27 protein-coding genes are annotated in these 26815 nt (G+C 46.2%); 14 read left to right on the top strand and 13 right to left on the bottom strand.

Going from position 1 to position 26815, the window contains the following annotated elements; genetic code table 11:
- The first annotated feature begins 31 nt into the window (after positions 1-31).
- From LZZ85_RS07020 to LZZ85_RS07030, 3 genes are read left to right on the top strand one after another with little or no spacing between them, the layout of a single operon-like run.
- Complete coding sequence (locus tag LZZ85_RS07020; RefSeq protein WP_237870051.1) at positions 32-709, top strand: HAD family hydrolase; 678 nt, start codon at positions 32-34, stop codon at positions 707-709.
- A complete protein-coding gene (locus LZZ85_RS07025) occupies positions 702-1982 on the top strand; it encodes a DUF5690 family protein (protein WP_237870052.1) in 1281 nt (426 codons plus the stop codon). Before LZZ85_RS07020 ends, LZZ85_RS07025 begins: the two co-directional genes overlap by 8 nt.
- Before the next feature lie 15 nt (positions 1983-1997).
- Positions 1998-3119 carry a TIGR03364 family FAD-dependent oxidoreductase gene (locus LZZ85_RS07030; protein WP_237870053.1) on the top strand — a complete coding sequence of 374 codons (1122 nt, stop codon included), beginning with the start codon at positions 1998-2000 and terminating at the stop codon, positions 3117-3119.
- A 14-nt stretch (positions 3120-3133) separates the two neighbouring features.
- On the opposite strand, the gene LZZ85_RS07035 is transcribed toward LZZ85_RS07030, so the two are convergent.
- From LZZ85_RS07035 to LZZ85_RS07060, 6 genes are all read right to left on the bottom strand, one after another.
- The gene (locus LZZ85_RS07035) at positions 3134-3367 is read right to left on the bottom strand and encodes a hypothetical protein (RefSeq protein WP_237870054.1); all 234 of its coding nucleotides are present in this window, start codon (positions 3365-3367) and stop codon (positions 3134-3136) included.
- A 273-nt stretch (positions 3368-3640) separates the two neighbouring features.
- Positions 3641-5182, bottom strand: a complete 1542-nt coding sequence (locus LZZ85_RS07040; protein WP_237870055.1) for a T9SS type A sorting domain-containing protein — start codon at positions 5180-5182, stop codon at positions 3641-3643.
- Positions 5183-5243: 61 nt separating this feature from the next.
- On the bottom strand, positions 5244-8285 hold the full coding sequence (locus tag LZZ85_RS07045; RefSeq protein ID WP_237870056.1) for a beta strand repeat-containing protein: 3042 nt from the start codon (positions 8283-8285) through the stop codon (positions 5244-5246).
- A gap of 43 nt (positions 8286-8328) precedes the next feature.
- Entirely contained in the window at positions 8329-9963 is a 1635-nt protein-coding gene (locus LZZ85_RS07050) for a phage tail-like protein (protein ID WP_237870057.1), read from the bottom strand.
- Positions 9964-10278: 315 nt separating this feature from the next.
- A complete protein-coding gene (locus LZZ85_RS07055) occupies positions 10279-10785 on the bottom strand; it encodes a PPC domain-containing DNA-binding protein (RefSeq protein ID WP_237870058.1) in 507 nt (168 codons plus the stop codon).
- Between the two features lie 165 nt (positions 10786-10950).
- Positions 10951-12042, bottom strand: coding sequence for an alkene reductase (locus LZZ85_RS07060; RefSeq protein ID WP_237870059.1), 1092 nt, complete (start codon positions 12040-12042; stop codon positions 10951-10953).
- Between the two features lie 66 nt (positions 12043-12108).
- On the opposite strand from LZZ85_RS07060, the gene LZZ85_RS07065 reads away from it, so the two are divergent.
- Positions 12109-12453 (top strand): winged helix-turn-helix transcriptional regulator, encoded by a 345-nt coding sequence (locus LZZ85_RS07065; RefSeq protein ID WP_237870060.1) that lies wholly within the window; start codon positions 12109-12111, stop codon positions 12451-12453.
- A gap of 121 nt (positions 12454-12574) precedes the next feature.
- Here LZZ85_RS07065 and LZZ85_RS07070 read toward each other — a convergent pair whose 3' ends face one another.
- Both LZZ85_RS07070 and LZZ85_RS07075 read right to left on the bottom strand, forming a co-directional pair.
- The gene (locus LZZ85_RS07070) at positions 12575-13672 is read right to left on the bottom strand and encodes a sensor histidine kinase (RefSeq protein WP_237870061.1); all 1098 of its coding nucleotides are present in this window, start codon (positions 13670-13672) and stop codon (positions 12575-12577) included.
- 76 nt (positions 13673-13748) lie between these two features.
- A complete protein-coding gene (locus LZZ85_RS07075) occupies positions 13749-14381 on the bottom strand; it encodes a hypothetical protein (protein WP_237870062.1) in 633 nt (210 codons plus the stop codon).
- Between the two features lie 152 nt (positions 14382-14533).
- Between LZZ85_RS07075 and LZZ85_RS07080 the strand changes: the two genes are divergently transcribed.
- Positions 14534-15403, top strand: a complete 870-nt coding sequence (locus LZZ85_RS07080) for a hypothetical protein (RefSeq protein ID WP_237870063.1) — start codon at positions 14534-14536, stop codon at positions 15401-15403.
- 49 nt (positions 15404-15452) lie between these two features.
- Positions 15453-15644 (top strand): hypothetical protein, encoded by a 192-nt coding sequence (locus LZZ85_RS07085; protein ID WP_237870065.1) that lies wholly within the window; start codon positions 15453-15455, stop codon positions 15642-15644.
- A gap of 149 nt (positions 15645-15793) precedes the next feature.
- Here the strand turns inward: LZZ85_RS07085 and LZZ85_RS07090 are convergent, their stop codons facing one another.
- Positions 15794-16711 carry a transglutaminase domain-containing protein gene (locus LZZ85_RS07090; RefSeq protein WP_237870066.1) on the bottom strand — a complete coding sequence of 306 codons (918 nt, stop codon included), beginning with the start codon at positions 16709-16711 and terminating at the stop codon, positions 15794-15796.
- Positions 16712-16774: 63 nt separating this feature from the next.
- A complete protein-coding gene (locus LZZ85_RS07095; protein ID WP_237870068.1) occupies positions 16775-18019 on the bottom strand; it encodes an exo-beta-N-acetylmuramidase NamZ family protein in 1245 nt (414 codons plus the stop codon).
- A gap of 333 nt (positions 18020-18352) precedes the next feature.
- On the opposite strand from LZZ85_RS07095, the gene LZZ85_RS07100 reads away from it, so the two are divergent.
- Positions 18353-19231 carry a helix-turn-helix domain-containing protein gene (locus LZZ85_RS07100; RefSeq protein WP_237870070.1) on the top strand — a complete coding sequence of 293 codons (879 nt, stop codon included), beginning with the start codon at positions 18353-18355 and terminating at the stop codon, positions 19229-19231.
- Positions 19232-19381: 150 nt separating this feature from the next.
- Positions 19382-19720, top strand: a complete 339-nt coding sequence (locus LZZ85_RS07105) for a DUF983 domain-containing protein (RefSeq protein WP_349291736.1) — start codon at positions 19382-19384, stop codon at positions 19718-19720.
- 155 nt (positions 19721-19875) lie between these two features.
- Here the strand turns inward: LZZ85_RS07105 and LZZ85_RS07110 are convergent, their stop codons facing one another.
- The 3 genes from LZZ85_RS07110 to LZZ85_RS07120 form a co-directional block, all read right to left on the bottom strand.
- On the bottom strand, positions 19876-20385 hold the full coding sequence (locus LZZ85_RS07110) for a pyridoxamine 5'-phosphate oxidase family protein (protein WP_237870072.1): 510 nt from the start codon (positions 20383-20385) through the stop codon (positions 19876-19878).
- A gap of 183 nt (positions 20386-20568) precedes the next feature.
- Positions 20569-21060: a winged helix-turn-helix domain-containing protein gene (locus LZZ85_RS07115; RefSeq protein WP_237870074.1), complete on the bottom strand. Its 492-nt coding sequence runs from the start codon at positions 21058-21060 to the stop codon at positions 20569-20571.
- Positions 21061-21384: 324 nt separating this feature from the next.
- Positions 21385-21648, bottom strand: coding sequence for a hypothetical protein (locus LZZ85_RS07120; protein WP_237870076.1), 264 nt, complete (start codon positions 21646-21648; stop codon positions 21385-21387).
- Between the two features lie 296 nt (positions 21649-21944).
- Here LZZ85_RS07120 and LZZ85_RS07125 point away from each other — a divergent pair, with 296 nt between their 5' ends.
- The 6 genes from LZZ85_RS07125 to LZZ85_RS07150 all read left to right on the top strand — a co-directional run bounded on the left by LZZ85_RS07125 (position 21945) and on the right by LZZ85_RS07150 (position 26503).
- On the top strand, positions 21945-22190 hold the full coding sequence (locus LZZ85_RS07125; protein ID WP_237870078.1) for a hypothetical protein: 246 nt from the start codon (positions 21945-21947) through the stop codon (positions 22188-22190).
- Between the two features lie 51 nt (positions 22191-22241).
- Positions 22242-22805, top strand: a complete 564-nt coding sequence (locus tag LZZ85_RS07130) for a Crp/Fnr family transcriptional regulator (RefSeq protein ID WP_237870080.1) — start codon at positions 22242-22244, stop codon at positions 22803-22805.
- Positions 22806-23181: 376 nt separating this feature from the next.
- Entirely contained in the window at positions 23182-23634 is a 453-nt protein-coding gene (gene yiaA, locus LZZ85_RS07135) for an inner membrane protein YiaA (RefSeq protein WP_237870082.1), read from the top strand.
- 153 nt (positions 23635-23787) lie between these two features.
- Positions 23788-24519 (top strand): (Fe-S)-binding protein, encoded by a 732-nt coding sequence (locus LZZ85_RS07140; RefSeq protein ID WP_237870084.1) that lies wholly within the window; start codon positions 23788-23790, stop codon positions 24517-24519.
- A gap of 17 nt (positions 24520-24536) precedes the next feature.
- On the top strand, positions 24537-25925 hold the full coding sequence (locus tag LZZ85_RS07145) for a lactate utilization protein B (RefSeq protein WP_237870086.1): 1389 nt from the start codon (positions 24537-24539) through the stop codon (positions 25923-25925).
- On the top strand, positions 25925-26503 hold the full coding sequence (locus tag LZZ85_RS07150) for a LutC/YkgG family protein (protein ID WP_237870088.1): 579 nt from the start codon (positions 25925-25927) through the stop codon (positions 26501-26503). Before LZZ85_RS07145 ends, LZZ85_RS07150 begins: the two co-directional genes overlap by 1 nt.
- Positions 26504-26815 lie beyond the last annotated feature (312 nt).

Genomic DNA, 26815 nt, shown 5'->3' on the forward strand with positions numbered 1-26815 from the left:
AAAAACTTTTAAAACGCAAAACAATACATGCATGGCAATCAAACTGGTTGTTTTTGATATCGCCGGAACTACCTTAAGAGACGAGGACTATGTAGCAAAAGCATTCCGGAATGCTTTTACAAGAAACGGGTATGAAGTTTCCTTACAGGAGACATATCCGTATATGGGAGTGAAGAAGATCGTTGCAGTGAATGCGCTGCTCGCCAAGATCGGGGGACGGATTGCCGATGCCGGAACGATCCATACAGATTTTACAGAAGAGATGATGGATTTTTATCTCTATGATCCGTCTGTGATGGCATTGCCATATGCGGAAGAAGTATTTCAACAGTTAAAAGAGCATAATATCCGTATCGCATTGAACACAGGATTTCCACGGATCATTGCGGATGCGATCATCAACAGGTTGCAGTGGCGCCAGAAAGGGTGGGTTGATGATATGATCGCCAGTGATGAAGTGGAGTATGGACGTCCGCAGCCGTTAATGATAGAGGAGCTGATGCGTCGTGCAGGTGTCACGGACCCGGCTGAAGTGGCAAAGATCGGTGATACGGAGGTGGATGTGAACGAAGGGCGTAATGCAGGCTGTGGACTTGTTGTGGCAGTAACAACGGGCGCCTATAGCGCAGAACAACTGGTCGCTTATGACCCTGATTTTGTTTTACCTGATCTGTCTTCACTTCTCCCGTTAATCCTTTCACGTGACTGATATAGCAGCAACAGACCAGCGGCTCGCTGGTAAACGCATGATCATTGCCGTACTGGCGGCGCTTACCGCTTTCCTGGCATATTCATCTGTGTATGCATACCGTAAGCCTTTTACCGTTGCGACATTTGATGGCCTCCGTTTTTGGAATATATCCTACCAGACCCTGCTTATCATCAGTCAGGTAGTAGGATACATGCTTAGTAAGTTTTATGGTATCAGGTTTATTTCCGAATTAAGATCACTCGGACGCTTCCGCACAGGAATGATCCTGACAGGCAGCGCCTGGATCTGCTTATTATTATTTGCATTACTTCCCGCTCCATGGGGAATGTTGCCAATGTTCATTAACGGATTTTTGCTTGGGTTTATGTGGGGCGTGATCTTCAGCTACCTCGAAGGGCGCCGTACAACAGACTTTATGGGAGCGGTCATGGCTGTCAGTTTTATTTTCGCGGGAGGATTTACCCGGACAGTAGCTAAATGGCTGATGGTAGAATGGAATGTTGCAGAGAACTGGATGCCATTTTTTACCGGACTTGTTTTCATTATTCCGCTGATATTCTTTCTGTCAATGCTGGAGCGGATCCCACCGCCGGATGATGATGATCGCCGGGAACGGACAGTTCGGGTACCAATGACGTCTGCAGACAGGAAAAAGTTCCTGAAACAGTTTGGCGCAGGGCTGATCATCTCCAGTGTTACCTATCTTTTCCTGACGGTCATGCGTGATATCAGGGATAACTATATGGCGAATATCTGGAACGAGCTGGGGTACGGATCGGACTACTCTGTTTTTACGAGGACAGAAACGAATACCTCCCTGCTGGTCCTGCTGATCATGGGAATGCTGGTGCTGATTAGGAAGAATATCCGTGCGTTTTCGTTTGTGCATGTAGTGATCCTTGCGGGGTTCCTGATCGCAGGGATCTCTTCCGCATTGTTCATTAACGGAATGATGAATGGGGCGACGTGGATGCAATTGGTCAGCCTGGGTTTATACATGGGATACATTCCATTCAATTGTATATTTTTTGAACGATTGATCGCTACATTCCGTGTTGCCGGCAATGTGGGCTTTCTGATCTATTTTGCTGATGCGTTTGGATATCTTGGAAGTGTGACTGTAATGCTGGCAAAAGAGTTTATACGATTGCAGTTGAACTGGTCTGAGTTCTATTCATACGGCGTTGTGATCGGTTCTTTAATGGGGATCGCAGGCGTCTTGTTCTCATACAGGTATTTCAGAGGCCGTTATCATCACAGTAAAGCATAGAAAAATTTTCATAGTATGTCCGGGAGATCTGCGATAGTAATAGGAGCGGGGATTGTTGGTCTGGCAACAACGCGTGCGTTGGCCGTCAGAGGTTATAAAGTAACAGTTATCGAGCGGGAGCAGAGAGCTGTTGGAGCGTCCGTCAGGAACTTTGGGATGGTATGGCCGATTGGTCAGCCTGCCGGACTTGCCTATGAAACAGCCCAACTTTCGCGATCATTGTGGAAACAGATCTGCACCGAAGCCGACATCTGGCATGAGGAAGCAGGCTCGCTTCATCTTGCTTATGAGAAAGACGAATGGAAAGTACTCGAAGAGTTGAGTGAGATCTATCGGGGAAGAAAATATCAATTGTTGAGCGCGGATGCCGTACTACAAAGATCACCTGCTGTAAAACCCGGGAAGCTTATCGGCGGTTTATACAGCCAGGAAGAACTGATCGTTGATCCGCGCGAGGCAATTCGCAAGATACCTGAATGGCTTTCTGCAAAGTTTGATGTTCAGTTCATTTGGGGCAAAGCTATTACGCAGGTGGAGTACCCCCTGGTAAGGTCAGGAAATGAAACCTGGAATGCAGATGAAATATATATCTGCACAGGCGCGGATTTCGAAACCCTGTACCCGGAGTTATATGCCGCGCAATCCATCACCAAATGCAAATTGCAGATGATGAGGATCGAATCGCAGGCAGATAACTGGCGGATCGGACCCTCGCTTTGTGGCGGCTTATCCCTGTTGCATTACCACGCATTCAAAGCAGCTCCTTCATTGAATATTCTTAAGCGCAGACTGGAAGCGCAATATCCAGACCATATCAAATGGGGAATTCATGTGATGGTATCGCAGAATGGTGCCGGTGAGCTCACGGTAGGCGATTCACATGAATATGGACTGACCCATGACCCCTTTGATAAAGCGTTTATCAATGACCTGATCCTGGATTACCTTCAGCAGTTTGCCCGCTTTAAAAATAACCTGATCACGGAAACCTGGAATGGTGTGTATCCCAAACTAACGAATGGAGAAACTCATCTTGTGCTACAGCCCGGTGCTGGTGTGACCATTATCAACGGACTCGGTGGAGCGGGTATGACAATGAGCCTGGGCTTATGTGAACGGTTGATAGACGCCGGATAAGAGGAAGAATATAACTAAGCGGCTTTTTCTTTATCTGCCTGTTTGATCTTTACCTTCTTTACTTCTTTCGCCTTTTTAGGAGATTTTACTTTGATGCCTTCTGTAAGGATCTTTGATACTTTTTTCAAACGGCTGTCGAATTCCTTCTGCCCCAATGCTTCCAGGATTCCAGGAAGAGCTGTTTGTAGTTGCACCACGATTTGCTGACGTGCCTGTTTCTTTGCAGAAACCGCTTTTTCTTTTGCCATACTAATAGTTTACGATTTAGTAACCTAAAATTAACATTGGCCCGAAATATTCAATGTTAAGTTTTGCTTTTCCGGTAAAAGTTAACATTGGGGAGGGCAGAGGTTTTATAAGTGTCAGAGGTTTGGAAGGTTTGGGATGTTTGTTGGATCAGTTCGCTGAGGTTCCGACTTTAGCCACTTTAAGATCTTATCAGATGTTAGGTTTAAAGCCTCGCGAAGACGGTAACGGGATGCCCAGTTATACGAACCTCCCAAACCCACGCCCCCAACACCCTACTTCCCTGCTATGATCAACTTCTTCGTTTCAATAACTTCCCCCGTTGTGAGCACGACTCCCACAAAGTATGCACCCTGTATCGGCAGGAACATCGGGATGATGCTTCGGCCATTCACCGGTTCTTCTTTTATTTTTTGACCGATCGCATTCCAGATCACCACCGCTTTAGCAGGAAGTGTTTTATGTATGCTCAGGAAGAAGTTTCCAGTAGATGGGTTCGGCCAGAGATTGATATTGTATTCTCCCGGATAAGGAGCTACGGCTACTGTATCGGAGAAGCTGAACGTGCCATCATTTTTTACAGAACGCAGTCGATAGAAGCTGATGCCTTTATCACGGTTCGGAATATCGACCAGCTGATAGCTCAGGGTGGTAGTGCTATATCCGTTCTGCGCCTGGGTTGGAACGCTTCCGACCTGACTGAACACTGTTTCTGTACTCAGCCTTCTTTCAACCACAAAGTGATTGACGTTGATCTCCGGTTTCGTTTTCCAGTATGTTCTTACACGCATCGAATCAATGCGGAAGGCGTTAAACCAAAGCCATGATCCAACGAAGAGCTCTTTGCTACCGGTGAATTTTGTGAGCAAGGTATTCTTTGATATATCAGAGATCATTACCCGTTCGTTCAGGCCACTATTGCCTAAAGGACTTCCCGTTGTAAGATTACCTTGTATAGGCTGATGTTGCGGATACACCGTATCCCATCTGCCGTTCCTGTATTCAGATATATAGGCATACTGACGATTGGCTGCAAATATGCTGCCTTCCTCGCTGGTTAAGTGCTGAAGAAATACTTCGGATGATCCTGATCCCGGAAACCTGCTTTTGCCGATCTGCCATGTTTTGTTGACCGACTCATTTATCAGCGTAGTACCGGAGATCCCATTCCGTCTTACACTATCAAATACCGACACGAAATAGTCATCCCCGTTGCGGCTTCCATTGCGAATAGCCGCCGGTGTATAAGCCTGGGATAAACTTCCGACAGGAAATACCACCGTGCCATCACTGCGACGGATATTTTCCCGCATAAGCAATCCGCGGTCGGCCCGGTTTCCCGTAACAAAATACCGTGCAGAATCATACCCGTTTATTTTCCCCGGATCATTATTCCCCAATACAAGTATGTTGTCATTAAGGAAGAAATGTCCCTGCTGAAAACTGATCTCGTTCCTGGTCTTTGCGCTGCCATCAAGCAGCTCAATACCCTGTTTATTGTCGACTTTTATTTTTGGGAAAGATGGCCCGCTGTGGGTTGCGGCATTATATCCGCCAGAGATCTGCTGCTTCAATGAGTCCGACATAAATCGGATCCAGCCGCCTTCGCCGCTTACGCCTGTACCATTGCTGGTGTTATCGGTGATGCGTGACTGTGTACTGTTACTCCAGTTCTGTCCCGAAAAGTTTACTGTTGCATTCTTTCCGATACCAAGATTTCCCTGGTTATTTACATTAGAGAAGATGGTAGCAGAGTCTCCAACAAAGAATATTTTTCCCGATGCAGGTACATAGAAGCCTTGCTGTGCTTTTGCCATGAAAAAACACAGAAGGGCCATTAGAAAGAAAACGATATATCTGCAAAGTTTGAGCATAAGATCAAAACTCTGTGATCGTGATGTAGAATTTGGTTCCGTTCGCCAGTGTTTGACCCGCGGTGCCAGCATTGGCCAGCCTGATCTTCACGTTGGTTGTACTGGTAAGTCTCGCTGCTGATATACTTATATTCGCAGGAAGATCACGGTCGAAAGAGACTGTCACTGTCGCCCTTGTACTGGTTGGCTGGTTTGCTGCAGGAATGGTAAAGTTAAAGTCTGTTTCAGCCGGTGCATAGCCAAGGCCCACTACAACAAGTGTTGCTGATCCAAGCGAAGTGTTACCGCTGGTCGCCGCTTCAAAGCTGATCGTATTTTTCTGTACAGTTCCTTTTGCTCCATTTTTGTACGTACCTGCCACATCCATCGAAGCTGTTGGGGTGGTAGTGCCCACGCCAACGTTTCCATTTCCGTCAATTCTTAAACGTTCATTGGATGCAGCAAAGCCTCCTGTAAAGAACCGAAGAGGTTTGCTTGCTGTGCCGTTTCCGATCACGAAGTCGTTTCCGGTTGCATAAAGATAGGCGTTGTTTGCGCCATCGATCATTGGATAAGCATTATTATTAAAACCGCTTGAGTTGATACCCATATCGATATACTTATCGCTTTCGCTTCCGTTATTGGCGGTAGCAACGATATCCGAACTTGCCTGGTTGCCCGAGTTACGGTTCTGTACGTTGATCTGCAGGTAATTATTGATAGAACCCTTTCCTGTCATCAGGTTATACGATGTTGTATTGCCTGCGTCGATCAATAGCTTCTCCGGGTTTGTGGCATCGAATGCGTTCGAGCCAACTGCCATACGGCCGCTTTGCAAACGCATCATTTCTGACATACCGGTGAGATAGTTATAGCTTTTGAAAACGATCGGCTCATCACCATCATCTCCGATGATGAATTCAAAACCGCCATCGTTGTTTGATCCTGTGGCACCGAACTCGAAGTAATCCGTTCCGGCTGAACTTCCTTTCGTGCGGAAGTTGCCGTTCGCATCAACATAGATCTTTGGTTTATAGAACTGGGCGGCCGGGGCATAGAACTGTACCGCAGATTTCATGTGCAGCAGCATCTCGTTATCATCATTGTAGTCTGTATAACCCTGAGTCAGGCCCAGTGTACCGCGGCGACCCATTTCAACGTTCGTGGTATTATTTGATTTCAGGATAAGCGGTTTATCATCCGTTGTTCCAAGGAAGTTCAATGCCGCGTTAATGCCGGCGTTACCTGTGTAGTTCCACATCGTTGAAGCGGGGTTGTTGGTAACGATCACATCTCCATTATTATTCACCGTGAGCAGCTTTGTATTTGCTGTAGCGGTAGTTGCCGTACCGAGGTTTGTCAACCGGAGACCCGATACGCCGGTAGACGTGTTTGTTCCATTGATCTCCACCAGGTTGCCTGGTGTTGACTGCCCGATCCCGATATTGCCATTATTGAGGATCTTCATACGCTCGGTGTTGTTCGTGATAAAACTGGTGGCGAAGTTGTCGACCGTTCCCATCTTCTTATCAGCACCTGCTGTATTGCCATCCATGCTCCAGGCATTATTGGCGTTGTTGTTTGCAACAACGATATCGCCGTTTGCATTAATGGTAAGCATCTTCGTGTTAGAAGCTGCGGGAGTTGCTGTTCCGAGATTCAGGAGACGAAGTCCGGAAACGCCCGTACCAGCGGTTGTACCGGCAACTTCCAGCATATTGCCGGGTGTGGCAGAACCAATACCCACGTTCCCTGTATTCAGGACGCGGATGCGCTCCGTATTATTCGTGATAAAACTTGTTGCATAGTTATCTGTAGAACCGATCTTCTTTACCGCGCCGGTTGTGTTGCCGTCCATGCTCCAGGCATTGTTAGCATTGTTGTTTGCTACAACGATATCTCCGTTTGCGTTTATGGTCAGCATTTTTGTGTTAGAGGCGGCAGGAGTAGCAGAGCCAAGGCTGCTGAGACGAAGACCAGATACGCCGGTACCTGCAACGGTACCACCTACTTCAAGCAGGTTACCCGGTGTTGCCTGTCCTATACCAACATTCCCATTCGCGAGAACGCGCAGGCGCTCTGTATTGCTGGTGATCACACTGAGGTCAAACGCATCAGTGTTACCAAATTTCTTTACAACTCCGTTCGCATTGCCATCAAGGCTCCAGGCATTTGCGCCGGGGTTGTTGGCTACAACAACATCGCCGTTGCTGTTCACCGTTAATAATTTTGTATTGGCCGTGGCAAGCGTTGAAGTGCCAAGGTTGTTCAGACGAAGACCAGAAACACCTGTTGACGTATTGGTGCCGCCGATCTCAAAAAGGTTATTTGCTGTAGTAAGACCCACACCGATGTTGCCATTGGCAAGGATGCGCATGCGCTCCAGGCTATTGGAGATCATGCTTACAGCGAAGTTGTCTGTTGAACCGAATTTTTTCATCGCGCCGGTGGTGTTTCCATCCATGCTCCAGGAATTGTTGCTGGAATTATTTGCGACGATGATATCACCGTTTGCATTAACGGTGAGCATTTTTGTATTGGCAGCGGCAGGAGTTGCCGTGCCGAGGTTGCTCAGGCGAAGACCTGAAATACCAGTGCCGGTATTGGTACCTGCAACTTCAAGCAGGTTGCCGGGTGCGGCCTGACCAATACCAACGTATCCATTGTTCTGGATACGCATTTGTTCTGTGTTATTAGTAATGAAACTTAGCCCGTAGTTATCTGTGGTTCCCAATTTCTTCAATGAACCGGTTGCATTACCATCCTGGCTCCAGTAGTTGGCCATTGCGGCGGTAGTGCCAAGGGATCTCCATGATCCGTTACTGCGGACCATCAGCTGCGCGGATGGCGTGTGATAGATCACCATGCCATCCGGCGGCGTCAGGCTGTTTATAAGTGTTGTATCTGATATTCTTGAAAGTAACAGCCCCTGGTTATTGGATTCCAGTTCCAGGATAGCTGACTTCTGCAGGGCAAGCGGCGTTTTCCCAAGGCGTAATTGCTGGGAGAAAGCCGCACTGCTCAGCAGGCATAACAAGGCCACTCCGGTTCTTTTTAAACTGAACATAGGTTACAGGATATAGATTTGGAAGGACTTATTACTTGTTTGATTATTTCTTGATGATGTACCAGTTTGTACCGTCTGTTTGCAGCGTTACAAAGGTCCAGTCATTGTAGATCACATAGTTTGAACCACCATCGATCGTACCGGAAGTAGGAGTGATAGTGAGTTCTTTGTCGATACCGCCGCTACCGATCTTTTTGATGGTATAGATACGACCAGCAAAAGAAGAAGGAGCAGGAAGTGTCAGGGTGATCGCTGCTGTTGTTGTGTTAGCCAGGATCGTGTTATCTGTTCCGTCAGCCGTGTAGCTGCTGGTGACGGTTTTGATCGTCATTGAGAGTGAACCATCAACCTGTACCGTTGAGTTCGCATGACCGGAACCACCTACGAGGATCGCTTTTGCCGCTGCAACGCTATCCTGGAATGTTTTTGAACCAGCGAATGTCTGTACTGCAGTTGTAACCACACCACGTGCGCCAGTGCCTGCATCAGGAACATTCAGGAGTATAGAGTCTCCGCCGTTCGTAGAAACAGTCAGGTCAGAACCGCTGTTGCGGAAAGCAATAGTCTGTGCCGTATCACGGTTGTTGTTGATGCTGCGGATCGCGTTACCGAAAGCGGCAGAGCTCACTTGTCTTTTCTGGATCACACCATTCTCGATCACGAGTACAGAGTCAACAGTGCTGTTGGTCGCCACGCTATTCAGGGTAACTGTACCATTGAATGTTTTGTTTCCGCCGAAAATTTGTGTGCCAGCTGTAACGATACCGGCGTTGGTCTCATCAGCAGGGTGAAGGATGATCGTGCGTGAAGTACTGTCTGAAGAGATAGAAGCACCATTAACGTTTGAAGTAGCCGCAACTGCACCGATAGTGATGGTTTGGATACCGCTCTGGATCTTCTGCCAGTCAGAATAAGTTAGGAAACCGTAAGGTTTGGAAGCAGAAGAACCATTTTGTACAGGCAGGTGGATCGCGATGGTGCTGTCAGAAGCACGGTTCTCGATCGCCACAGTGTCTGTAGACGTGCTTGCGCCTGCAGTGATGCTCAGAGTTTGTTTCTGAATGCCGTTGATCGCGCGGATCGCGTTCTCAAATGCGGAAGAAGACATGGAGCGTTTGCTTACAGACCCGTCTGCACCAATGACGAGCACATCCAGTTCAGTTGTTCCGGCAGCCATGTTCTCAAACTTCACAGATCCGTCCACGTTCAGTTTGGCTGTTGGAGTAGCTGTACCGATACCGATGTTACCGTTCGAGTTGATACGCAATCTCTCGGTATTGTTTGTTTTCATTACAAGTGGCTTGCCATCTACTGTACCGATGAAGTTCAGTGTAGAGTCAGTACCTGTGTTACCATTGAGAGACCAGTTAGAGGCTGCTTCAGAAAGATCAGCGATCTTTTTCCACATTCCATTACTGCGCAAACGAAGGCTCTTATCGCCATTCAGGTAAATGATCATACCATCAGGAGGAGTGAGAGCGTTGATCTGGGTAGTGTCGGCCAAACGCGGCAGCAACAGACCCTGACGTGTACTCTCCAATTCTAAGATGGATGATTTTTGGATGCTCGTAGGATTGTCACCTACTTTCAACTGGGCATTGACCAATACGGTAGAACCCAGGAACATTGCTAAAAGCAGTAAAACTTTACCGCTTAAAAGCGTAGATTTAATTCTCATAAAAAATATCAGATGTTTAAAGATTTATAAACAGGATCGATAAGGGACGGCTTGCTCAAATCCTGTCTATTGATTTGACGGCACAAAAGAACGATGTTAAAATGATGTTGTATATAGACACCAACCTTATTGTGACGTAGTCGGGGAACATCTGATAACTGTAGTAACGGCACTACACTGCCAGCGAAAAGCTGATCGCTTTCAGGCAGCTGTGTTTAGAGAACTAAGTGTGTTGAGCTGTAGCGGGTAGGAGACTTACTTGTTCGGATGATCAGGATCAATTGCCGGAGATCAATTTGCTGGCGCAACATTGAATTATTTTTCTCCACTTATGTCAAGAACATTTGCTCCTAATTGAGTATTCAATTTTCGTTCCAGTTTTTTATCGTGCGGAATGATCATCACTTCGAGTGAGCCGGTGCCGACAGTGCCGGATAATATATGGCCTCCAAATGCGTTGAAGTTCTTATCGCCCACTACGCCATGTGTGTGAATCGACACCTTCCCATCCTGCCAGGCAATAGAGCCATGCATGCTGGCCATCTCTACATCGTTGAAGTCTTTCGGGATGAACTTCTTTGTCTTTGCATCAAAGAATCCAAACTGAACATTTACAAAGCCCATTCCAGTGAAGTTTGCAGAGGGGATGTTTTCTTCAATGGCGAATTCTTCCAGTTGTTTTAATATATCGTCACCCTGTTTTAATACCATCAGGTAACCGGAAGGGACTTTTGTATATCGTTTTGATGTGTCTGTTTGGGATTGTGCGGTTGCGGCGATGCAAATGCAGGTCAGGAGTGTAAGCAGGATAGGCTTCTTCATTATGTGCTTTACCGTTTATCTTCAATAATAGTACCATTCAGTGCTCACACTGGTGTGGGAAGTATCGCAAAGCGCGCAAAGGAACCGCAAAGCACGCTAAGTATTTCTTTGCGCACTTCGCGGTTCCTTTGCGTGCTTTGCGATACTCCTTACACGTAATTAATATCAAGCTTCTGCGAAAGCATAATCGATGTATCCCTTCTCACCACCCGCAAAGAATGTGTTCACATCCGGTGCTGTCAACAGAAGGTTATGCTGCAAACGGTAGGGCAGATCCGGGTTTGAGACAAATGGCGCTCCGAATGAAATCAGATCAGCCTGTTTGCTCTCCAACGCCTCAATAGCTTTTATCGCGGTGTATTCGCCATTACGGATGATCGTGCCGTTAAACAGATCACGAACCGACCTGAGTAATGCCTGTCCTTCCTCAGTAGCACGCGCCGACGGTTCCACCACATGCAGATACACAACCTGCAACTTGTTGAGTTCTGTCACCAGATGTTCATATTGCGGGGTAGTCTCTTCATAAGAAGGCATGTCGTTATAATTGCTGAAAGGCGAGATCCGTATACCTGTTCTTTCTTTACCGATCCTGTTGATGATCGCGGCCGTTACTTCCAGTACAAACCTGTTGCGGTTCTCAAAACTACCACCATACTGATCTTCTCTAACGTTGGTATGTGGATTCAGGAATTGTTCAGGGAGATAGCCGTTGGCGGCGTGGATCTCAATCCCGTCAAAGCCGGCCGCGATTGCTTTCTCAGCCGCATCTGCGTATTCTTCAATAGTTAAGTTTACTTCTGCTGCGGTCATAGCCTGAGGGATCGGAACTGGTTGAAGCCCAGCCTGGTCAGTCCAGATCTCCAGTTGTGGTAAGAGAGCAGACGGAGCCAGTGTCTTTCCTCCGCTGACGAGGTTGTGAGGATGCGCCACCCTTCCCACGTGCATCAGTTGAACAAAAATCTTTCCCGACTGTTGGTGAACTGCATCCGTTACTGCTTTCCAGGCATTTACCTGTTCAGCCGTATAGATGCCGGGTGTACGTGCGTAACCAATACCGTTCGCAGAGGGAGACGTGCCTTCCGTAATAATGAGTCCGGCGGTTGCTCTTTGGGTATAGTATCTTGTTTCCAGTTCGCCGGGTTGATTGTCAATTGCCCTGGACCGGGTCATTGGGGCCATTACGATGCGATTGCTCAGTTGTATATCTCCAAGCCCTGCTGGCTGAAATAGCGGATGGTCGTTTGTTGAATCCATATCGGTTGAATTAATTTTTATCAAAGCTCAGGTCATTGAGTGATCTGAACAATAAGTCAAAAAAAGATGACTACTCCTTTTATCGCTCATAGTTGGGAAGAATGCCCGGCGATCAATAGCCTTAAACTTTTGTCCGGCAAATGGAAAGCCAATATCTTCCTGTTGGCAACATTCGGACCGGTAAGATTTAACAGTTTGTTACGTCAGTTACCTTCGGCGAACAAACAGTCCTTATCTATTGCGCTAAAAGAAATGGAGCAGGCTGCCTTGCTTGAAAGAATCGTGGTAAAGCAAAAGCCTTTGCATATAGAATATCATCTGACAGAAAAGGGGCGATCAGTAATTGACGTGTTACAAAACCTCGAAAATATTAAGATCCAGCACCTGGCAGATGCAGGTAGGATTGCCTGAAATTTGCGTGGCGAGGTGTATCGCAAAGTGCGCTAAGAAACCGCTAAGAACGCAGAGTTATCTTGGCGCTCATTGCGGTTTCTTAGCGTACTTTGCGATACTGCTACGTTATTCCGATCCGTTATACCGCCCGGGCATGCGGCAGTTGCTGCACTTCTTCTTCCGAAAGCAATACGAGTTCTATACTGAAATGGCTTCCTGTATTGCTGATCACGGGTGCCGGCTTACCCAGCAACTGATATTTCGACCGGATATTATTCAGCCCAACCCCGTTGGATAATGGCGCCCTCAGTTTTTTCTGGACATTATTGATAACGCGAAGCTTGCCCGTGCTAATCTTCTCTATGATAATGTGAAGAGGCGCTGATCTCATCACACTGTTATGCTTCACTGCATTTTCAACAAGCAATTGCAGTGTCAATGAAGGCAGATAATATTCTTCGGCGTTTCCCGGCACGTTTACTTCCAGTTCCAGCCCTTCGCTGTATCTCGATTGTAGTAAGAAATAATAAGAGCGGATAAATTCCAGTTCCTGCTTGAGTGTGCAAAGTCCGCTTGTATTGATCTGCAGCATATAGCGGTAGACTTTGGAGAATTCGTTTACAAATGTTTCTGCAGCAACCGGGTTTTCGCTGATCAGCGATGAAAGTGTATTAAGCCCGTTAAAAAGAAAATGCGGATTAACCTGGTTCTTTAATACATCCAGTTGAGCCAACAATGATTCTCTTTTGTACGCTTCAGCCTGGATGGTCTTTTCCCTCCATTTCATAAGGGTGTAATAAGATTCGTAGATGCCGACACAGCAGATGTTTGCGGCAAATCCTATGACCATGATCCTGTACAGGGAGCCGTTGCTGGTATCAAAGAAAGGGAAAGCCAGTTTGTAAACGCCGATAGCGCAAAAGTCAGCGATCAGAGAGATGATGATCAGCAATAAAAGCTCACGTATTACGCGTTTCGGTGTGTGGCGGAACTCTGGAAATCTTAAAATGATCCGTCTTACGCCAGCTGTTTGTACAAGTAAAAGGCCGAAGCAGATGATGAACCCGAGGATCGTTCCGGTTATAAATACTTTCCAGTCAGTGAAATAGACGGGGCCAAGCCAGATGTAATTGCACAGCGGAAGTGACCAGGGGAAGATGCAAAGCATGATCAGCACTGTTTGCCGTGAGGTATTCAGTAAGGGAAGGCTGAAGAGCCGTTGGAAAAAACTGATCATTGGGGTTTTCCCGCAATGGGTGGTGCATTGTGGGGACGTTGCGAATATCGGTCTTTAATGCTTTGGCGAAGCAGGGCTATCGCTTGTTTTTATGAAAGTCATCCACGAATTTGGCCAATTCCAGAAATGGTTGAGGTACAGGGCCTTCTCTTCCTTTTTCCGGCAGCGTCCGGAAATCAAATGCTTCAACTTTTGTGGCAGCGTCGTATTCCCCCAGGACACTGTCCAGTAATATCAGCCCCGCATATGCGATCTGTTCATAGTTTTCAGCAGTAACCCCGTCTGCGTAAATGATAACATTCAGCTTGCCATGTTCAACAACGGGTAAGAATTTCATTTTTGAAGGCTCCAGCAATAACGGTCCCACCTTCATATTCATTTCTTTGACCACTGATGATGGCATACGCTGCCGGAACGCGATAAATTTCCAGCCCTTGATCGCCGGTGATCTGCTTACGACTTCTGTTACAAGAGCAAAGAGCTCCACATTGCCATCCGCCGACACTGTCATATTGATGATGCCATTCTTCGGCGGCTCAAGCTCTATTGCTAAGCCACGTTTGATCTTACGCGATTGCTCAAGAAGTTCCATTAAATACTTGTCAGGATCACTTTCAAAAGCCCGGAGGCGGGATTCATTTTTTGAAAACCATTTCCAGAATTGCTCAATTGCATCTGCGTGAGCAATTGACTGATGCCGATCTTGCAAAATTTCCCCTGCAGAACTTGGGTGAATTGATAGAAAAAACAATATTACCTGTAGTAAAAGCTTCATAAGAATTTCCGGCGTTGAAGATAAGATGTTTTTATAAACTGAAAAGTTGTCCGCAGCCGCCGAAAATATTGTTTAATATGTTCTGTATGCGTTATTTAAGTCTATACATCTTTGTTCTTTGTCTTTCAACCGCCTGTTCCAAAAAGGAGGTAGGTAATACGCGTGTGTTTGACGAAACTCCTGTTGAGCATCTTGTAAAGCCGGGTGAGGTTGATGAAGTATCCGGTGCGGCGGACAGCAAAACGAATCCTGGTTACCTTTGGTTGCATGAAGATAGTGGCAACCCGACTCAATTGTCCCTGATGTCACATTCGGGGGAATTGAAAAAACATGTAACACTCAAGGGGATACGAAACCGGGACTGGGAAGAGCTTGCCCTGGCGAAAGGCCCTGAGCCTGAAGTGAATTATATTTATCTCGCCGATATCGGGAATAACAACCTTTCCGTTCAGCACTTCGTTATTTATCGATTTCCAGAGCCAACATCTACAGACGATGAAGTGACGAAATTCGAAAAGATAGCATTTACATATCCTGATAAGACGCATGATGCGGAGGCTATGTTTATTGATAACGTTTCAAAAGATATATTCATCTTGTCCAAAGAGGACTCTTCCTCTGCGATCTACAGGATACCGTATCCGCAGAGTACAACATCATTCAACAAGGCAGAATTTGTTGGACGGCTTCCTTACGGGAAAGTAGTTGGCGCTGCAATGTCTCCCACTAATAGCGAGGTGCTGATCAAGACCTATTCAGCTGTTTATTATTGGAAATTGACAACCAATGCTGTTGCAAACGAAATATTGAATTCCCCGCCATTACGTATTTCTTATGTAAAAGAACCGCAGGGTGAAGCGATCGTATTCCGAAACGATAATTCCGGATTTTTTACCATAAGTGAGCGCCCTCCGTTCATCAAAGAGGTGAAATTATATTTCTATAAGAGAAGGTGATCGCCTGCCATACGGCATGGTTGTTGGAAAAATTACACAAAAAATAACCATGAAAAAGATACTGGCAGTTGCGATAGTGGTGATCGGCTTTTCAGCCTGTAATAATGAAGCAGATAATGAGCATCCGGGCACAGACACGGCGAACAGCATAGTGCTGCCAAAGGATCGTTCAACAGACAGCCTGGCAATTCCTCCGCAAGCAGGAGATACTGCGGCTACCACCGCCGATAGTACAAAATAGGTTTATGTTTTAGCAGTTTTGACCTTGAATCGCATCGCCCGGCGATAGTCAAAAAGCAGTTCCATATAGTACAGCGAATTATCCGGAACAATATAATCAAACTGGTACAAGTTTCCTGTGCGGGTATAACTGATATACTTCTGTTTTTTTTAAGCGAGTGTATCGACCTCCGAAACAGATCTTTTTCGCGACAGTTTTTTTGTTTTGAGAACGTCATGGTTTCTGAAAATATTGGTGTTTAATTGTAGCAACATCGGCGTGCCCGTGTATTCAAAGCGGAAGTGGATGGTATCTCCCTTCTTTGCTTCTATGACGCCCGATGCCGGAGACAATAACTGTAACCTGCCCAGCAATGAAGACGCATAATACGGGTTGTTCGCGTATTTTTCTTCTGTATAATTGTTGGCGAAGATCCATTTTGGATCTTTGGGAAAATGATTTCTTGACAGATCCGGGAATGAAGTCATCCAGTAATATTCATTGAACTGCCTGGTAAAGCCGGTTAGCTTTCCAGTTGATTCATCTTCACTGCAATAGCCTGCGGCCCAGGTTGCATCGAGCAGGATGTACGCGCTATCGACCCATACAGCATTCCATGCATGATCAGCAATGCCCATGATTCCCACCTGGTAGGGCTTTGATTTGGTGTAGCCGCCTATGATCTCGCATCGTAGTCCGGCGATCTCACACATCCTTTTATACACGCGTGCGTATCCATCACAGACGGCCTTCTTTTTCTTCAATACATTGTGGAAATAATTCCTTTCCCAATTGCGGTAGACCTCTTCGCAGTTCTCTCCTGTTTTACAGACAGGCCCTTTAACACCTCCTTTATTGAATAGCTTATAATCGTACCGGATATTGTGGGTAAGCCATCGGAAGACGGAGCGTGCTTTCTGTACGTCGCCCTTGTAAGGGGCAGTCAGTTCTTTGGTCAGATTATAAATGTCATTATCGTATTTGACAGTGATCGCAAAGCTGTCCACTGATGCAAAACCGGGCGATGGCTGTGCCATCGCATGACCATGAAAGATCAGGAGGATAAGCAGTGGCAGGCTGGTTCGCATGCGGTTGGTTTATACCTCAAAATAAAAATCCTTTTGTTGACAGCAAGAAAAATAATGCGCGTATTACTTGTAGAGCAGGTACTTCTTCCGCATTTCTTTGTAGCTGCCCAGTCCGGGCTCCCAGCTTTTACGAATTTCTGCTTCAGAAACGCCATCAGCGATCTGCTTTTTGAACAGAGGGGAACCCACAAGTTTCCCTATATCATTGATCTCTTTACTGAGTTTTGAATCAAAGAATTTTTCTTTATACGGATGAGCTTTGTACAATTCCATCATCCATTGGATATTGATCTTGCCTGAGCTGACCAGTTTTTTTACATCATAATTGCGAAGGTCAAGGCCGTAGCAAACCTGATTCATGAACAAAGGAGTTTCGCTCATGCCTTTGATGGATATTGGAGTATAGGAAAATGTGTATTTGCCTTTGAGTTCCGGACTTCCAAAAACCGTAAAAGGAAATTGAGTGCCGCGGCCATGATTGAGATAAGTGCCTTCAAACAAACAGGTAGAGGGGTATAACATGATCGCCTGTTGAGTATTCAGATTTGGTGAAGGCGCTACTGGTAATTCATACATCATATTGTGTTCATAACCCGCAACAGGAATGATTTTGAGGCGACATTTTGCTTTATTGGCAAGCCATCCTTCTCCGTTACACATCTGCGCAAATTCAGCAACGGTGAGACCGTGACTGATCGGCAATGGAAACATGCCGATACCTGATTTTAGAGACATATCCAGGATTGGTCCGTCGATCAGGTAGCCGTTTGGGTTGGGTCTGTCGAGGATCAGCAGTTCCTTGTCGTACGTGGCACAGGTTTCCATTATAGCGGCCAGTACATTGATATAGGTGAAGAAGCGGCATCCAACATCCTGCACATCGTAGATCATGATATCCACATCTGCCATATCTTCTTTGCTGGGTTTTTTCTTCGTGCCATAAAGGGAAATGATGGGGATGCCTGTTGCAGGATCTTTTTGATCAGCAACGGAAACGCCTGCGCTGGCATTTCCACGGAATCCATGCTCCGGGCCAAAAGCCTTCACGATATTAATTCCTCTCGCCTGCAGACTGTCCACAAGATGTTTGTCGCCGATCCTTGAGGTTCGGTTGGCAAGTACTGCTATTCTTTTCCCTTTGAGATATGGAATGTACTTTTCTGTTTGATCAGCACCGGTTATGATGCGGGAATTGACAACGTTTGTTTCATTTTTTTTAGCAGACGGTCCTGCTTCCCGTGAATTGTTTTTACACGGTTGAAAGGATAAGGCTAGCAGGATGGCGGCGCTGACGAGGTAAGCATTCATGATCATGGATTTTGACTGCTGTGAAGATAGCTGATTTGCTTCATTGTGAACATACTGTGCGCTTTCAAAAACTACTGGCGTAGAGTTTCCGCAGATCTAAGCGGAGGACGCGCAGATACGCAGATATCTCCTTGCTATAAGTACTGATCTGCGAGATCTGCGGATCCGAATAGAAATCCATACATGCGTTGAAGCGCTTTTCACCAACAGTAAGGGAAAATCTGCGGGAACTATAAAGCCATATGAATCGTTGAAAAGTACCATTCAAACCACGTTTTGGATAATTCTCCCTGACCGTCATGTTTTACCTTTGTGATGTCAACTGATAACAACATGGCAGAACAAAAGATCCCGGTAATTAACCTGCTTCACCTCGTAAAGGAGGAGAAAAAGCATGAAGATCTGCAGGTGGAGAGATTGGAATCTTACCTGGAAAAGCATTACCAGCGGTTGCATGCACCACACCGTCATACGTTTTATCATTTGGTACTTTTTACTGAAGGAAAGGGTGGGCATACGATCGACTTTACAGAGTTTACCGTGAAGCCTTTCCAGGTCTACTTCATGATACCGGGCCAGGTACACAGCTGGCATTTTAAAGGCACGCCCAAAGGGTATGTGATCAATTTTTCGGAGCAATTACTGAAGTCGTTCCTGTTGGATCAGCATTACCTGGAGCAGTTCAGTTTTTTTAGTGGTGACAGTGCGGATTGTGTTTGCCAGTTACCGGTTGCTGCGCATCCGGAAGCTATCCGGATAATGGAAGCCATGCTGAAGAGATTGAACACCGGAGGTGATCAATTGAAATTATGGCTGACTGAATTATTGTTATTGATAGAGGAGTATTGTGATGGTCGAGGAAGTATTCCTGCTTCTGTATCGCGCCAGAAAGAGATGTTGTTCCGGGGATTCAGAAGATTGATAGATCAGCATTATAAAACGATCAGGTTACCCAAGGAATATGCCGATCTGCTTTACGTCACGCCCAATCATCTCAATGCGCTTTGCCAGGAGATGGCCGGTAAAACGGCAGGTGAATTGATCCGCGACAGAGTAATGCTCGAATCAAAAAGATTATTGGTGAATGCGGATCTCAGCATCGCACAAATTGCCTATGAACTCAATTTCCAGGATAATTCATATTTCAGCCGTTTCTTCCGGAAGCAGGCGGGGGTAACGCCCGAAGCATTCCGGTCGGCTTATTCACATTAAAACTATTTTATGGAAGATATTCGTTTGCAGAGAGTGGCCGCTAATAAAGAGCCCGTCCCAAGTATATTTAACCTGATGCTGTGCAAATGTCCCCGTTGCCGAAAGGGAAAGATGTTCTCCGAGTCGAATCCTTATAAATTGAAGTCCACGATGAAGATGCACAGGGAATGCCCAGTATGTAAGCAACCGTTCGATATCGAAGTGGGCTTCTATTATGGATCAAGCTATATCAGCTATGCGCTTTCTATTGCGATCAGTGTAGCGTCATTAGTAGCCTGGTGGATTGTTGTCGGCTTAAGTATGAACGACAGCCGTTTCTTCTACTGGATGGGATTCAATGCGGTATTATTGATCGTGCTGCAGCCATGGATCATGCGGGTAGCGCGTACGGGCTGGCTGGCGTTTTTTGTAAGATACGACAGGAACTGGAGGGCAAATCCGCCGAAGCCGCTGGAAAGGACGAATGCTGATCAGCAGAATAACTGGTAAAATTATTACCTGATCTACTGGCGAAGGAGTAACGCAAACAATGCAACGGACTGCAAGGACGCAAGAATATGAATTGTAACGAGAGTAACATTCATTGCGCTCTTTGCGGTCCGTTGCCTACCTCGGAGGCCCTAGATCAAAAAAACTGCCTGGAATCAGACCACGGTTAACTTTCCCTCCAGTCCGTCGTCCATCATTTTTCCACGTATGGCGCCTGCAACGATCTTCATCGACTGGATCATTTTATTATGTTTTGTATCCCAGTAGTATGCTTCGAGTGGTTTAACCCTGATCAATGTCAGGTTTGAATCTTCCGGCCCATCATGAAACCAGGTAGTCAGAAAAACATTCCAGAGCTTCTTCGCTTTTGCTTTGTCGACAATGATCTCAGCAGTGCCGTAAACAGATAAAAATTCGGATGCTGAACGGTTGGAATAAATGATCTGCACACGGTTATCCCTTGCAATGTCAAGATTTTTCGAGCTATCAGCTGCGCTGAAAAACCACATTGTACCGTCATCATCCACGGACTGCGTGGCCATCGGTCTTGTGTTAAAGGGTGCACCGCAAAGACGCGTCATAAACATACAGAGTTTCGCATCTTCTGCCAGCTCTTTCAATTTGTTAATAGCTGGTTTCTGCTCAAGATCCTTTACGCTTCCCATAGTGGCTTTTTTTACTCAAAGGGAATAATCGTGCCATTGAAAATATCCGGTTCATCAACCTGTTTCTGGCCAGGTATAAGCTTATTCAACCGGGTATTCCGCCTGTTTTGGGTATATATTTCCACGCAACAGCGGCAGCTCTTTTATGATCGTTAATAGGAGTTAAAAGGGGAATATAGTCCGTCAGAATATTACCAGTGATGAGGAGGGGGATGTTTTCCATGTGTAATTGAACAGTACAAATATCAGCGCGAGGATCACGATGAGTATAGAGAGGATCAGGATCCATTTTTTTGTTGCAGCCTGCGCGGCGGAATAAGGAGTCGTAGCGCCTGCTTCGCGCTTCAGGTCATCAATGTCCGCATTGGAGATCGTCGCCTGTAAACTGTATGTTTTATCTGGTACAATACGCAGCATATCTTTCTTCTCTACACGGAGTAGTCGTTGTAATTCTATAATGCTTTGTGAAAAAGCATCTTCATTATTATTACCACGCCACGCGATACGGATCAATTCATCTTTGCTGATACTTTCCCCGGCATGATTGGCCAGCGTACAAAGCAATTGCATGGTGCGCTGGGAAATTCGGGAGATCCGGGAGATCTTTCCGTCGATCACGACATTGGTTCCCGGCTTTACCAGGAATTGATCGTTGATGTAGAAATCCTTTTGCATGGATAAGTTTGATCAAAGGTAATACAACATTGTTCAAAAAAGTTCGCTTGCTCACACGCAGGCTGTGGATCTGGTTGGTGTGTATCGGCCGACACCTTAGTATCTGATCAATAAAGGTCTATTTCGTCCTTGTGAACACTTCAGCCGACGGAATTATAATGGAATGACGGGCAAACTGAATGCTACAAAAAGCGCAGTATGCAAATCTGGCCACTTGTTCTATGCTGGCATGAGAAATTTTTGCGTATGGGCAGTGCCGGAAATAACGGACGCAGTAGTGAAGAGCCTGGTCAGGACAGGCCGTGAATGTACCCGGAACAATGATCAGTTTGCCTGATTATCTTCCCAATTAAGATCGATCTGGATATTTTCCAGATAAGGCTCAAGTTGATCTGTGTTGTCAAACGCGGTAAGACGTGTGATCACATTCAGGTTAACCGCGTAAGCTATTTCAATATAGAACGCATCCAGTTGAAATAACAGATAGCGATAGATCTTATCGAACCGGTCAGCCACAGGAACCCCGATATACCACATCGCGATCTCCTTTTCCGTTGGCGTAAGTCTATTGAATTGTTGGAATGTCATACGATAAATAGTACAAACAGCATGCTAACGGAAGAAAATAAATGTGAAAGGCCGTGAGATGCAAGTGATGCTACTAATTGGGGAACAACTTCTACAAAGGTTATCGGAAAAGCCATGCATCAGAATGGTGTCTTCTTCTTCGTAACACTTAGTGTAGAATGTGCCGGCACTCAGCTGCGTTATTCTGTGGAATTGATGGGCGGCAAGGTACCGGTACAGATGAAATATGGTAATGAGGCTTCGGGACAGTACGATCTTTCAGCCGGGCATGGCGCAAAATTTGCGCCTCGTCGGGTATGAGTAAAAAGGAAAATATATGGGAGTTGATCAAGCGGTTGGATGAACAGGCCGGCGCTTTTAACATGAACCTGCACAAGGCGAATCATTTATTTGATTCAGCTGCAAAAGAGACGTCCAGGGTTATGGACAAGCATCAGCGTGATCTGCATAAGACGATCGTAAAACTCCAAAAGGCCTTGCGAAAGTTCAGCAAAGAAAAGGATGAAAAGGAAAAAAAAGGTAATAAAAGAGCTGACGGATAATGCAAGGCAGATTCGCGAAAATTTGCGTTAATTCGTGAACATTAGCGTTATATGGAATCTCTGATCAACCATCTGCGGCAGTACAGCCGCTTAAGTTCCGAAGCTGAAGCAGCTCTTACTGACAGCTTCAACCAACTCACACTTTCCCGTAATGAATATCTGCTAACGGAAGGACGTATTTGCCGGCATCTTTATTTTCTCGAAACGGGTGCCCTTCGCGGATATTATACGCTGGAGGATAAAGAGATCACACACTGGTTTGGGTTTGAAAACGATTTCGTGACTTCTTTTCACAGTTTTATCACGGGAGAGCCCTCGGTCGAAAACCTGCAATTATTAGAGGGAAGCGTGTTATGGTCCATTTCAAAGGATACACTCACCACTTTATTGGGCAGGTTCCATGAAATAGAACGGCTTCTGCGGATCGCCTACGAGAAATATTATATCCGCCTTGAAGAGAGATTTGTAAATGCTCAATTTAAAACAGCGGCAGAACGTTATGATCAGCTGCTTTCTCAAACTCCACACATTCTTGAACGTGTTCCGCTCGGACAGGTTGCTTCTTACCTCGGCATAAGCCAGGAGACACTTAGCAGGATCAGAAGCAGGTTTTAAGGAATTCCATGTTCAGTGATCGAACGCAATTCGATGTCTGGCGATCATTCATTCTATTCTCCGGGAACGGATTGATTGACAGCTGTTTCTTATCCAATGTCGTTTAGTTAAAGATTTTGCCGAAGTTCATTCGATGGCCGATGGCCGATGAACGATGACCGATGACCGAAAATACATATACCTACTAGTGTAAATACCCTATACCAATTACCAGCAATAGCTTTCATCCAAATGCGGCCATCGGCCATCGGCCATCGGCCACGCCGGGGCGGTCGGTCAACCTCCCGTCGCTTTAACAATCCTTCCGCTATTTTTTGACTTCCGTCAAAAATCCCCGCCGCCACCCGCTATATGTTTGGTGTAATAAAACACATATATGGAACGAAAACAAAGTCAGCAGCCTTCAGCAGCCTTTATCGGCGCCTCATGGGTTGCTCTGCTCGCGGGTATCTCCGCCTATCTTATCGGCCTGGGTAATGCGGAAATGCAGCTGAATGAGAAAGGGTACTATTTCACCGTGTTAATGTTTGGCCTCTTCGCTGCTATCTCTGTCCAGAAAGCCGTCCGCGACCAGTTGGAAGGCATACCTGTTACCAATATATACTATGGACTTGCGTGGTTTTCCACCATTCTTGCCGTTATACTGCTCACAGTAGGCCTGTGGAATGCTGATCTGACCAAGAGTGAAAAGGGCTTTTATGCGATGTCTTTCGTCCTTAGCATCTTTGCCGCCATCGCCGTTCAGAAAAATACCCGTGATATGAAAATCGCCAAAGACCAGGAAAACCAGCCAAAAGATAAAAGCGATCCACCATTGCCCTGGAGCTAAGATGATAAAACAGGTAGAAGAAAGAAAAGAGGGAGATCAATTAGGTATTCTGATTCGATCATTCCTCTTTTTTTCTTATTTTTCTCCTTTAAACTCTTAGCTCATAACAGTATAGGACAGTTTCCGGTCCCAATGCAATACTTTTGAAACCTTATGACGGTTGGTTTATTTCTCCCTTGCTATGTGAACCAGTTTTATCCGCAGGTTGGGGTAGCAAGTCTTGAATTGCTGGAAAAGCTTGGCTGTGACGTAGTGTACCCTTTGCAGCAAACCTGCTGCGGTCAGCCGATGGCCAATTCGGGCTATGAACATCTTTCATCGGCTACCGATGAATTGTTCATGCGGAATTTCCACGAATTTGATTATATCGTTTCTCCATCGGGCAGTTGTGCTCTTCATATCAAACATCATTTGCATGGAAAAGACCATGAGGCGTCGGCAAAGGTCAGGGCGTCTATGTATGAGCTCACTGAATTTCTCACAGACGTTTTAAAGGTTGAACACCTGGATGCAAAGTTTCCTCATAAGGTAGGACTTCACCAGGGCTGTCATGGTCAGCGTGGGCTGATGCTTTCCCAAATGTCAGAACTTGTTGCAAAGCCATTCTCCAAACTGGAAAAGCTGCTGGGTATGGTTAATGGGATCGAACTGGTAGATCTTGACAGGAAGGATGAGTGCTGCGGATTCGGCGGAACGTTCTGTGTGATGGAAGAGGCTGTAAGTGCAAAGATGGGAAAGGATCGTGTGAGTGATCATACCCGGAATGGAGCATCATTTATCACGGGTGCCGATATGAGTTGCCTGATGCATCTTGAGGGCATCTTAAAAAGACAAAAGTCGGCTGTAGAAGTAAAACATATTGCTGAAATATTAAATGCCGGTTAACGGCTGAGAGTTATATCATGCAGAGTTCACGTGACAATCACTCCACATTAGCAGAGCGTTTCAATAAAGATGAGGCGCGTGTAAGCTGGCATGATCAAACTTTATGGTGGATCAGGCAGAAACGTGATAAAGCTGCATGGTCGCTCGGGGAAGAGTGGGAAGGCCTGCGCAGTCAGGCTTCACAAATCAAAGCTCACACATTATCGAATCTCAGCGGCTATCTCGAAGAGTTTGAGGCCAATGCTATCGCCAATGGCGCCATCGTGCATTGGGCCGCGGATGCGAAAGAACATAATGAGATCGTTCATAAGATCCTACAGGATAATAAGGTTACGCAACTGGTGAAAAGCAAATCCATGCTTACAGAAGAATGTCACCTGAACCCTTACCTGGAAACGCATGGTATTGATGTGGTGGATACAGATCTTGGTGAACGCATTGTCCAGCTGGCAAATGAAGCTCCTTCCCATATCGTATTGCCCTGCATTCACTGGAAGAAAGAAGAGATAGGCGAGTTGTTTCATAAGCATCTTGCCACACCGGCGGGCAATGCGGATCCTTCTTTTCTGACCAATGCGGCAAGGATCCATTTACGGGATAAATTTCTTACCAGGCGTGTAGCCATTACCGGTGTGAACTTTGCCATTGCAGAGACGGGTGAATTTGTTGTGTGTACCAATGAAGGCAATGCGGACATGGGCGCCCATCTAAGTGATGTGCATATTGCCTGCATGGGTATTGAAAAGCTGATCCCTTTACGAAGGCATCTCGGCGTCTTCCTGCGTTTGCTGGCGCGCAGCGCAACCGGGCAACCTGTTACGACATATTCTTCCCATTTCAGAAAACCCCGCCAGGGACAGCAATTGCATATCGTGCTTGTTGATAACGGCCGCAGCCAGCAACTGGCAAAAGAAGATTTCCGCAATTCGCTGAAATGTATCCGCTGCGGGGCATGTTTCAATACCTGTCCTGTTTACCGCAGAAGCGGCGGACATAGTTATCATACGGCAGTTGCAGGGCCGATCGGTTCCATACTGGCGCCGAATCTTGACATGAAACAATATGCTGATCTCCCTTTCGCGTCAACTTTATGCGGATCATGCACCAATGTATGTCCCGTGAAGATCGATATCCATGATCAACTCTACAAATGGCGCCAGGTATTGACGAAAGAAGGATATTCTCCCAAAACAAAAACTGTAGCGATGAAAACAATGGCGGCAACTCTTTCAAAGCCGGGTTTGTTTTCCTTTGCCGGGAAATGGGCGCGTCGGATCATGCGCATCGCTCCATGGCTGGTGAATAATAAAATGAATCCCTGGTACAAACAACGGAATATGCCTGCTGCGCCGAAGCAATCATTCACCGAGTGGTATAAGACAAACAGGAATAAAGACAAGAAATAATGAGCAGTCGCAACGAAATATTAAAACGTGTGAGGGCAGCGCAACCAACACTCATTCCCATGCCGGCGGATCTGACATCAACAGCCGCAGGAGACGTTCATAAATTTACCGAGGTGCTTCAGGGTATCGGAGGCCGTGTCGTATTGATGGAGCCTGACGAAGAAGTCCCGCAAAAGCTGAAAGAGTTATTCCCGTCTGCCAACCGGGTCGTCTCATCCATACGATCGCTTGAGGCGTTTTTCTTGCATGATCACGCGCAGCTCGATCATCATTCCCTGGAAGACGTGGATATCGCTGTTATTGAAGCACAGTTTGGTGTAGCAGAGAATGGCGCCGTCTGGGTAACGGAACAGGATACTATCATCCGCGTGCTTCCATTTATCGCGGAGCATCTTGTGGTACTGCTGGATAAAGCTTCCTTCGTGGCGGATATGCACCAGGCTTACCAGCGGGTAGCATATGATGCCTATGGGTTCGGTGTTTTTATTGCCGGTCCTTCCAAGACTGCCGACATTGAGCAATCTCTTGTACTGGGCGCCCATGGCCCGAAATCAATGACAATACTTGTACGTTCATAGATCTACCGGTTTTATTGTTCCTTACTTAATAATGGATCGAGTGCGTTTTGGCAGTTGTTTTTGTTACTTCATGCTGAAAAATACCCGCTTCACGTATGTCCGTTTCGATGTATCGCGGTATGCATCTATCTTTTCCGCGATTTCAATTTAAACATTGAATCGATCCGGGCCGCAAATAGCGATAAGCTGTTCTGCGGTCTTTTTTTGCGATACTCCCGGCCCCCTGATGAATCAAGCCTGCGCTGCTGTCGATTCAACAACATATGGCACCGGAAATGCCGGTCTGCATGATTTCTTCCGTTTTGCTTTTAA

The organism is Terrimonas ginsenosidimutans, from assembly GCF_022012415.1.
GTDB lineage: Bacteria > Bacteroidota > Bacteroidia > Chitinophagales > Chitinophagaceae > Terrimonas_A > Terrimonas_A ginsenosidimutans.

Bases quoted from the DNA above. Each gene is read 5' to 3' on its own strand.
- LZZ85_RS07020 (WP_237870051.1), top strand. From the start codon at position 32: ATGGCAATCAAACTGGTTGTTTTTGATATCGCCGGAACTACCTTAAGA.
- LZZ85_RS07030 (WP_237870053.1), top strand. From the start codon at position 1,998: ATGTCCGGGAGATCTGCGATAGTAATAGGAGCGGGGATTGTTGGTCTG.
- LZZ85_RS07035 (WP_237870054.1), bottom strand. From the start codon at position 3,367: ATGGCAAAAGAAAAAGCGGTTTCTGCAAAGAAACAGGCACGTCAGCAA.
- LZZ85_RS07040 (WP_237870055.1), bottom strand. From the start codon at position 5,182: ATGGCAAAAGCACAGCAAGGCTTCTATGTACCTGCATCGGGAAAAATA.
- LZZ85_RS07045 (WP_237870056.1), bottom strand. From the start codon at position 8,285: ATGTTCAGTTTAAAAAGAACCGGAGTGGCCTTGTTATGCCTGCTGAGC.
- LZZ85_RS07050 (WP_237870057.1), bottom strand. From the start codon at position 9,963: ATGAGAATTAAATCTACGCTTTTAAGCGGTAAAGTTTTACTGCTTTTA.
- LZZ85_RS07055 (WP_237870058.1), bottom strand. From the start codon at position 10,785: ATGAAGAAGCCTATCCTGCTTACACTCCTGACCTGCATTTGCATCGCC.
- LZZ85_RS07060 (WP_237870059.1), bottom strand. From the start codon at position 12,042: ATGGATTCAACAAACGACCATCCGCTATTTCAGCCAGCAGGGCTTGGA.
- LZZ85_RS07065 (WP_237870060.1), top strand. From the start codon at position 12,109: ATGACTACTCCTTTTATCGCTCATAGTTGGGAAGAATGCCCGGCGATC.
- LZZ85_RS07070 (WP_237870061.1), bottom strand. From the start codon at position 13,672: ATGATCAGTTTTTTCCAACGGCTCTTCAGCCTTCCCTTACTGAATACC.
- LZZ85_RS07080 (WP_237870063.1), top strand. From the start codon at position 14,534: ATGCGTTATTTAAGTCTATACATCTTTGTTCTTTGTCTTTCAACCGCC.
- LZZ85_RS07085 (WP_237870065.1), top strand. From the start codon at position 15,453: ATGAAAAAGATACTGGCAGTTGCGATAGTGGTGATCGGCTTTTCAGCC.
- LZZ85_RS07090 (WP_237870066.1), bottom strand. From the start codon at position 16,711: ATGCGAACCAGCCTGCCACTGCTTATCCTCCTGATCTTTCATGGTCAT.
- LZZ85_RS07095 (WP_237870068.1), bottom strand. From the start codon at position 18,019: ATGAATGCTTACCTCGTCAGCGCCGCCATCCTGCTAGCCTTATCCTTT.
- LZZ85_RS07100 (WP_237870070.1), top strand. From the start codon at position 18,353: ATGGCAGAACAAAAGATCCCGGTAATTAACCTGCTTCACCTCGTAAAG.
- LZZ85_RS07105 (WP_349291736.1), top strand. From the start codon at position 19,382: ATGAAGATGCACAGGGAATGCCCAGTATGTAAGCAACCGTTCGATATC.
- LZZ85_RS07110 (WP_237870072.1), bottom strand. From the start codon at position 20,385: ATGGGAAGCGTAAAGGATCTTGAGCAGAAACCAGCTATTAACAAATTG.
- LZZ85_RS07115 (WP_237870074.1), bottom strand. From the start codon at position 21,060: ATGCAAAAGGATTTCTACATCAACGATCAATTCCTGGTAAAGCCGGGA.
- LZZ85_RS07120 (WP_237870076.1), bottom strand. From the start codon at position 21,648: ATGACATTCCAACAATTCAATAGACTTACGCCAACGGAAAAGGAGATC.
- LZZ85_RS07125 (WP_237870078.1), top strand. From the start codon at position 21,945: ATGAGTAAAAAGGAAAATATATGGGAGTTGATCAAGCGGTTGGATGAA.
- LZZ85_RS07130 (WP_237870080.1), top strand. From the start codon at position 22,242: ATGGAATCTCTGATCAACCATCTGCGGCAGTACAGCCGCTTAAGTTCC.
- yiaA (WP_237870082.1), top strand. From the start codon at position 23,182: ATGGAACGAAAACAAAGTCAGCAGCCTTCAGCAGCCTTTATCGGCGCC.
- LZZ85_RS07140 (WP_237870084.1), top strand. From the start codon at position 23,788: ATGACGGTTGGTTTATTTCTCCCTTGCTATGTGAACCAGTTTTATCCG.
- LZZ85_RS07145 (WP_237870086.1), top strand. From the start codon at position 24,537: ATGCAGAGTTCACGTGACAATCACTCCACATTAGCAGAGCGTTTCAAT.
- LZZ85_RS07150 (WP_237870088.1), top strand. From the start codon at position 25,925: ATGAGCAGTCGCAACGAAATATTAAAACGTGTGAGGGCAGCGCAACCA.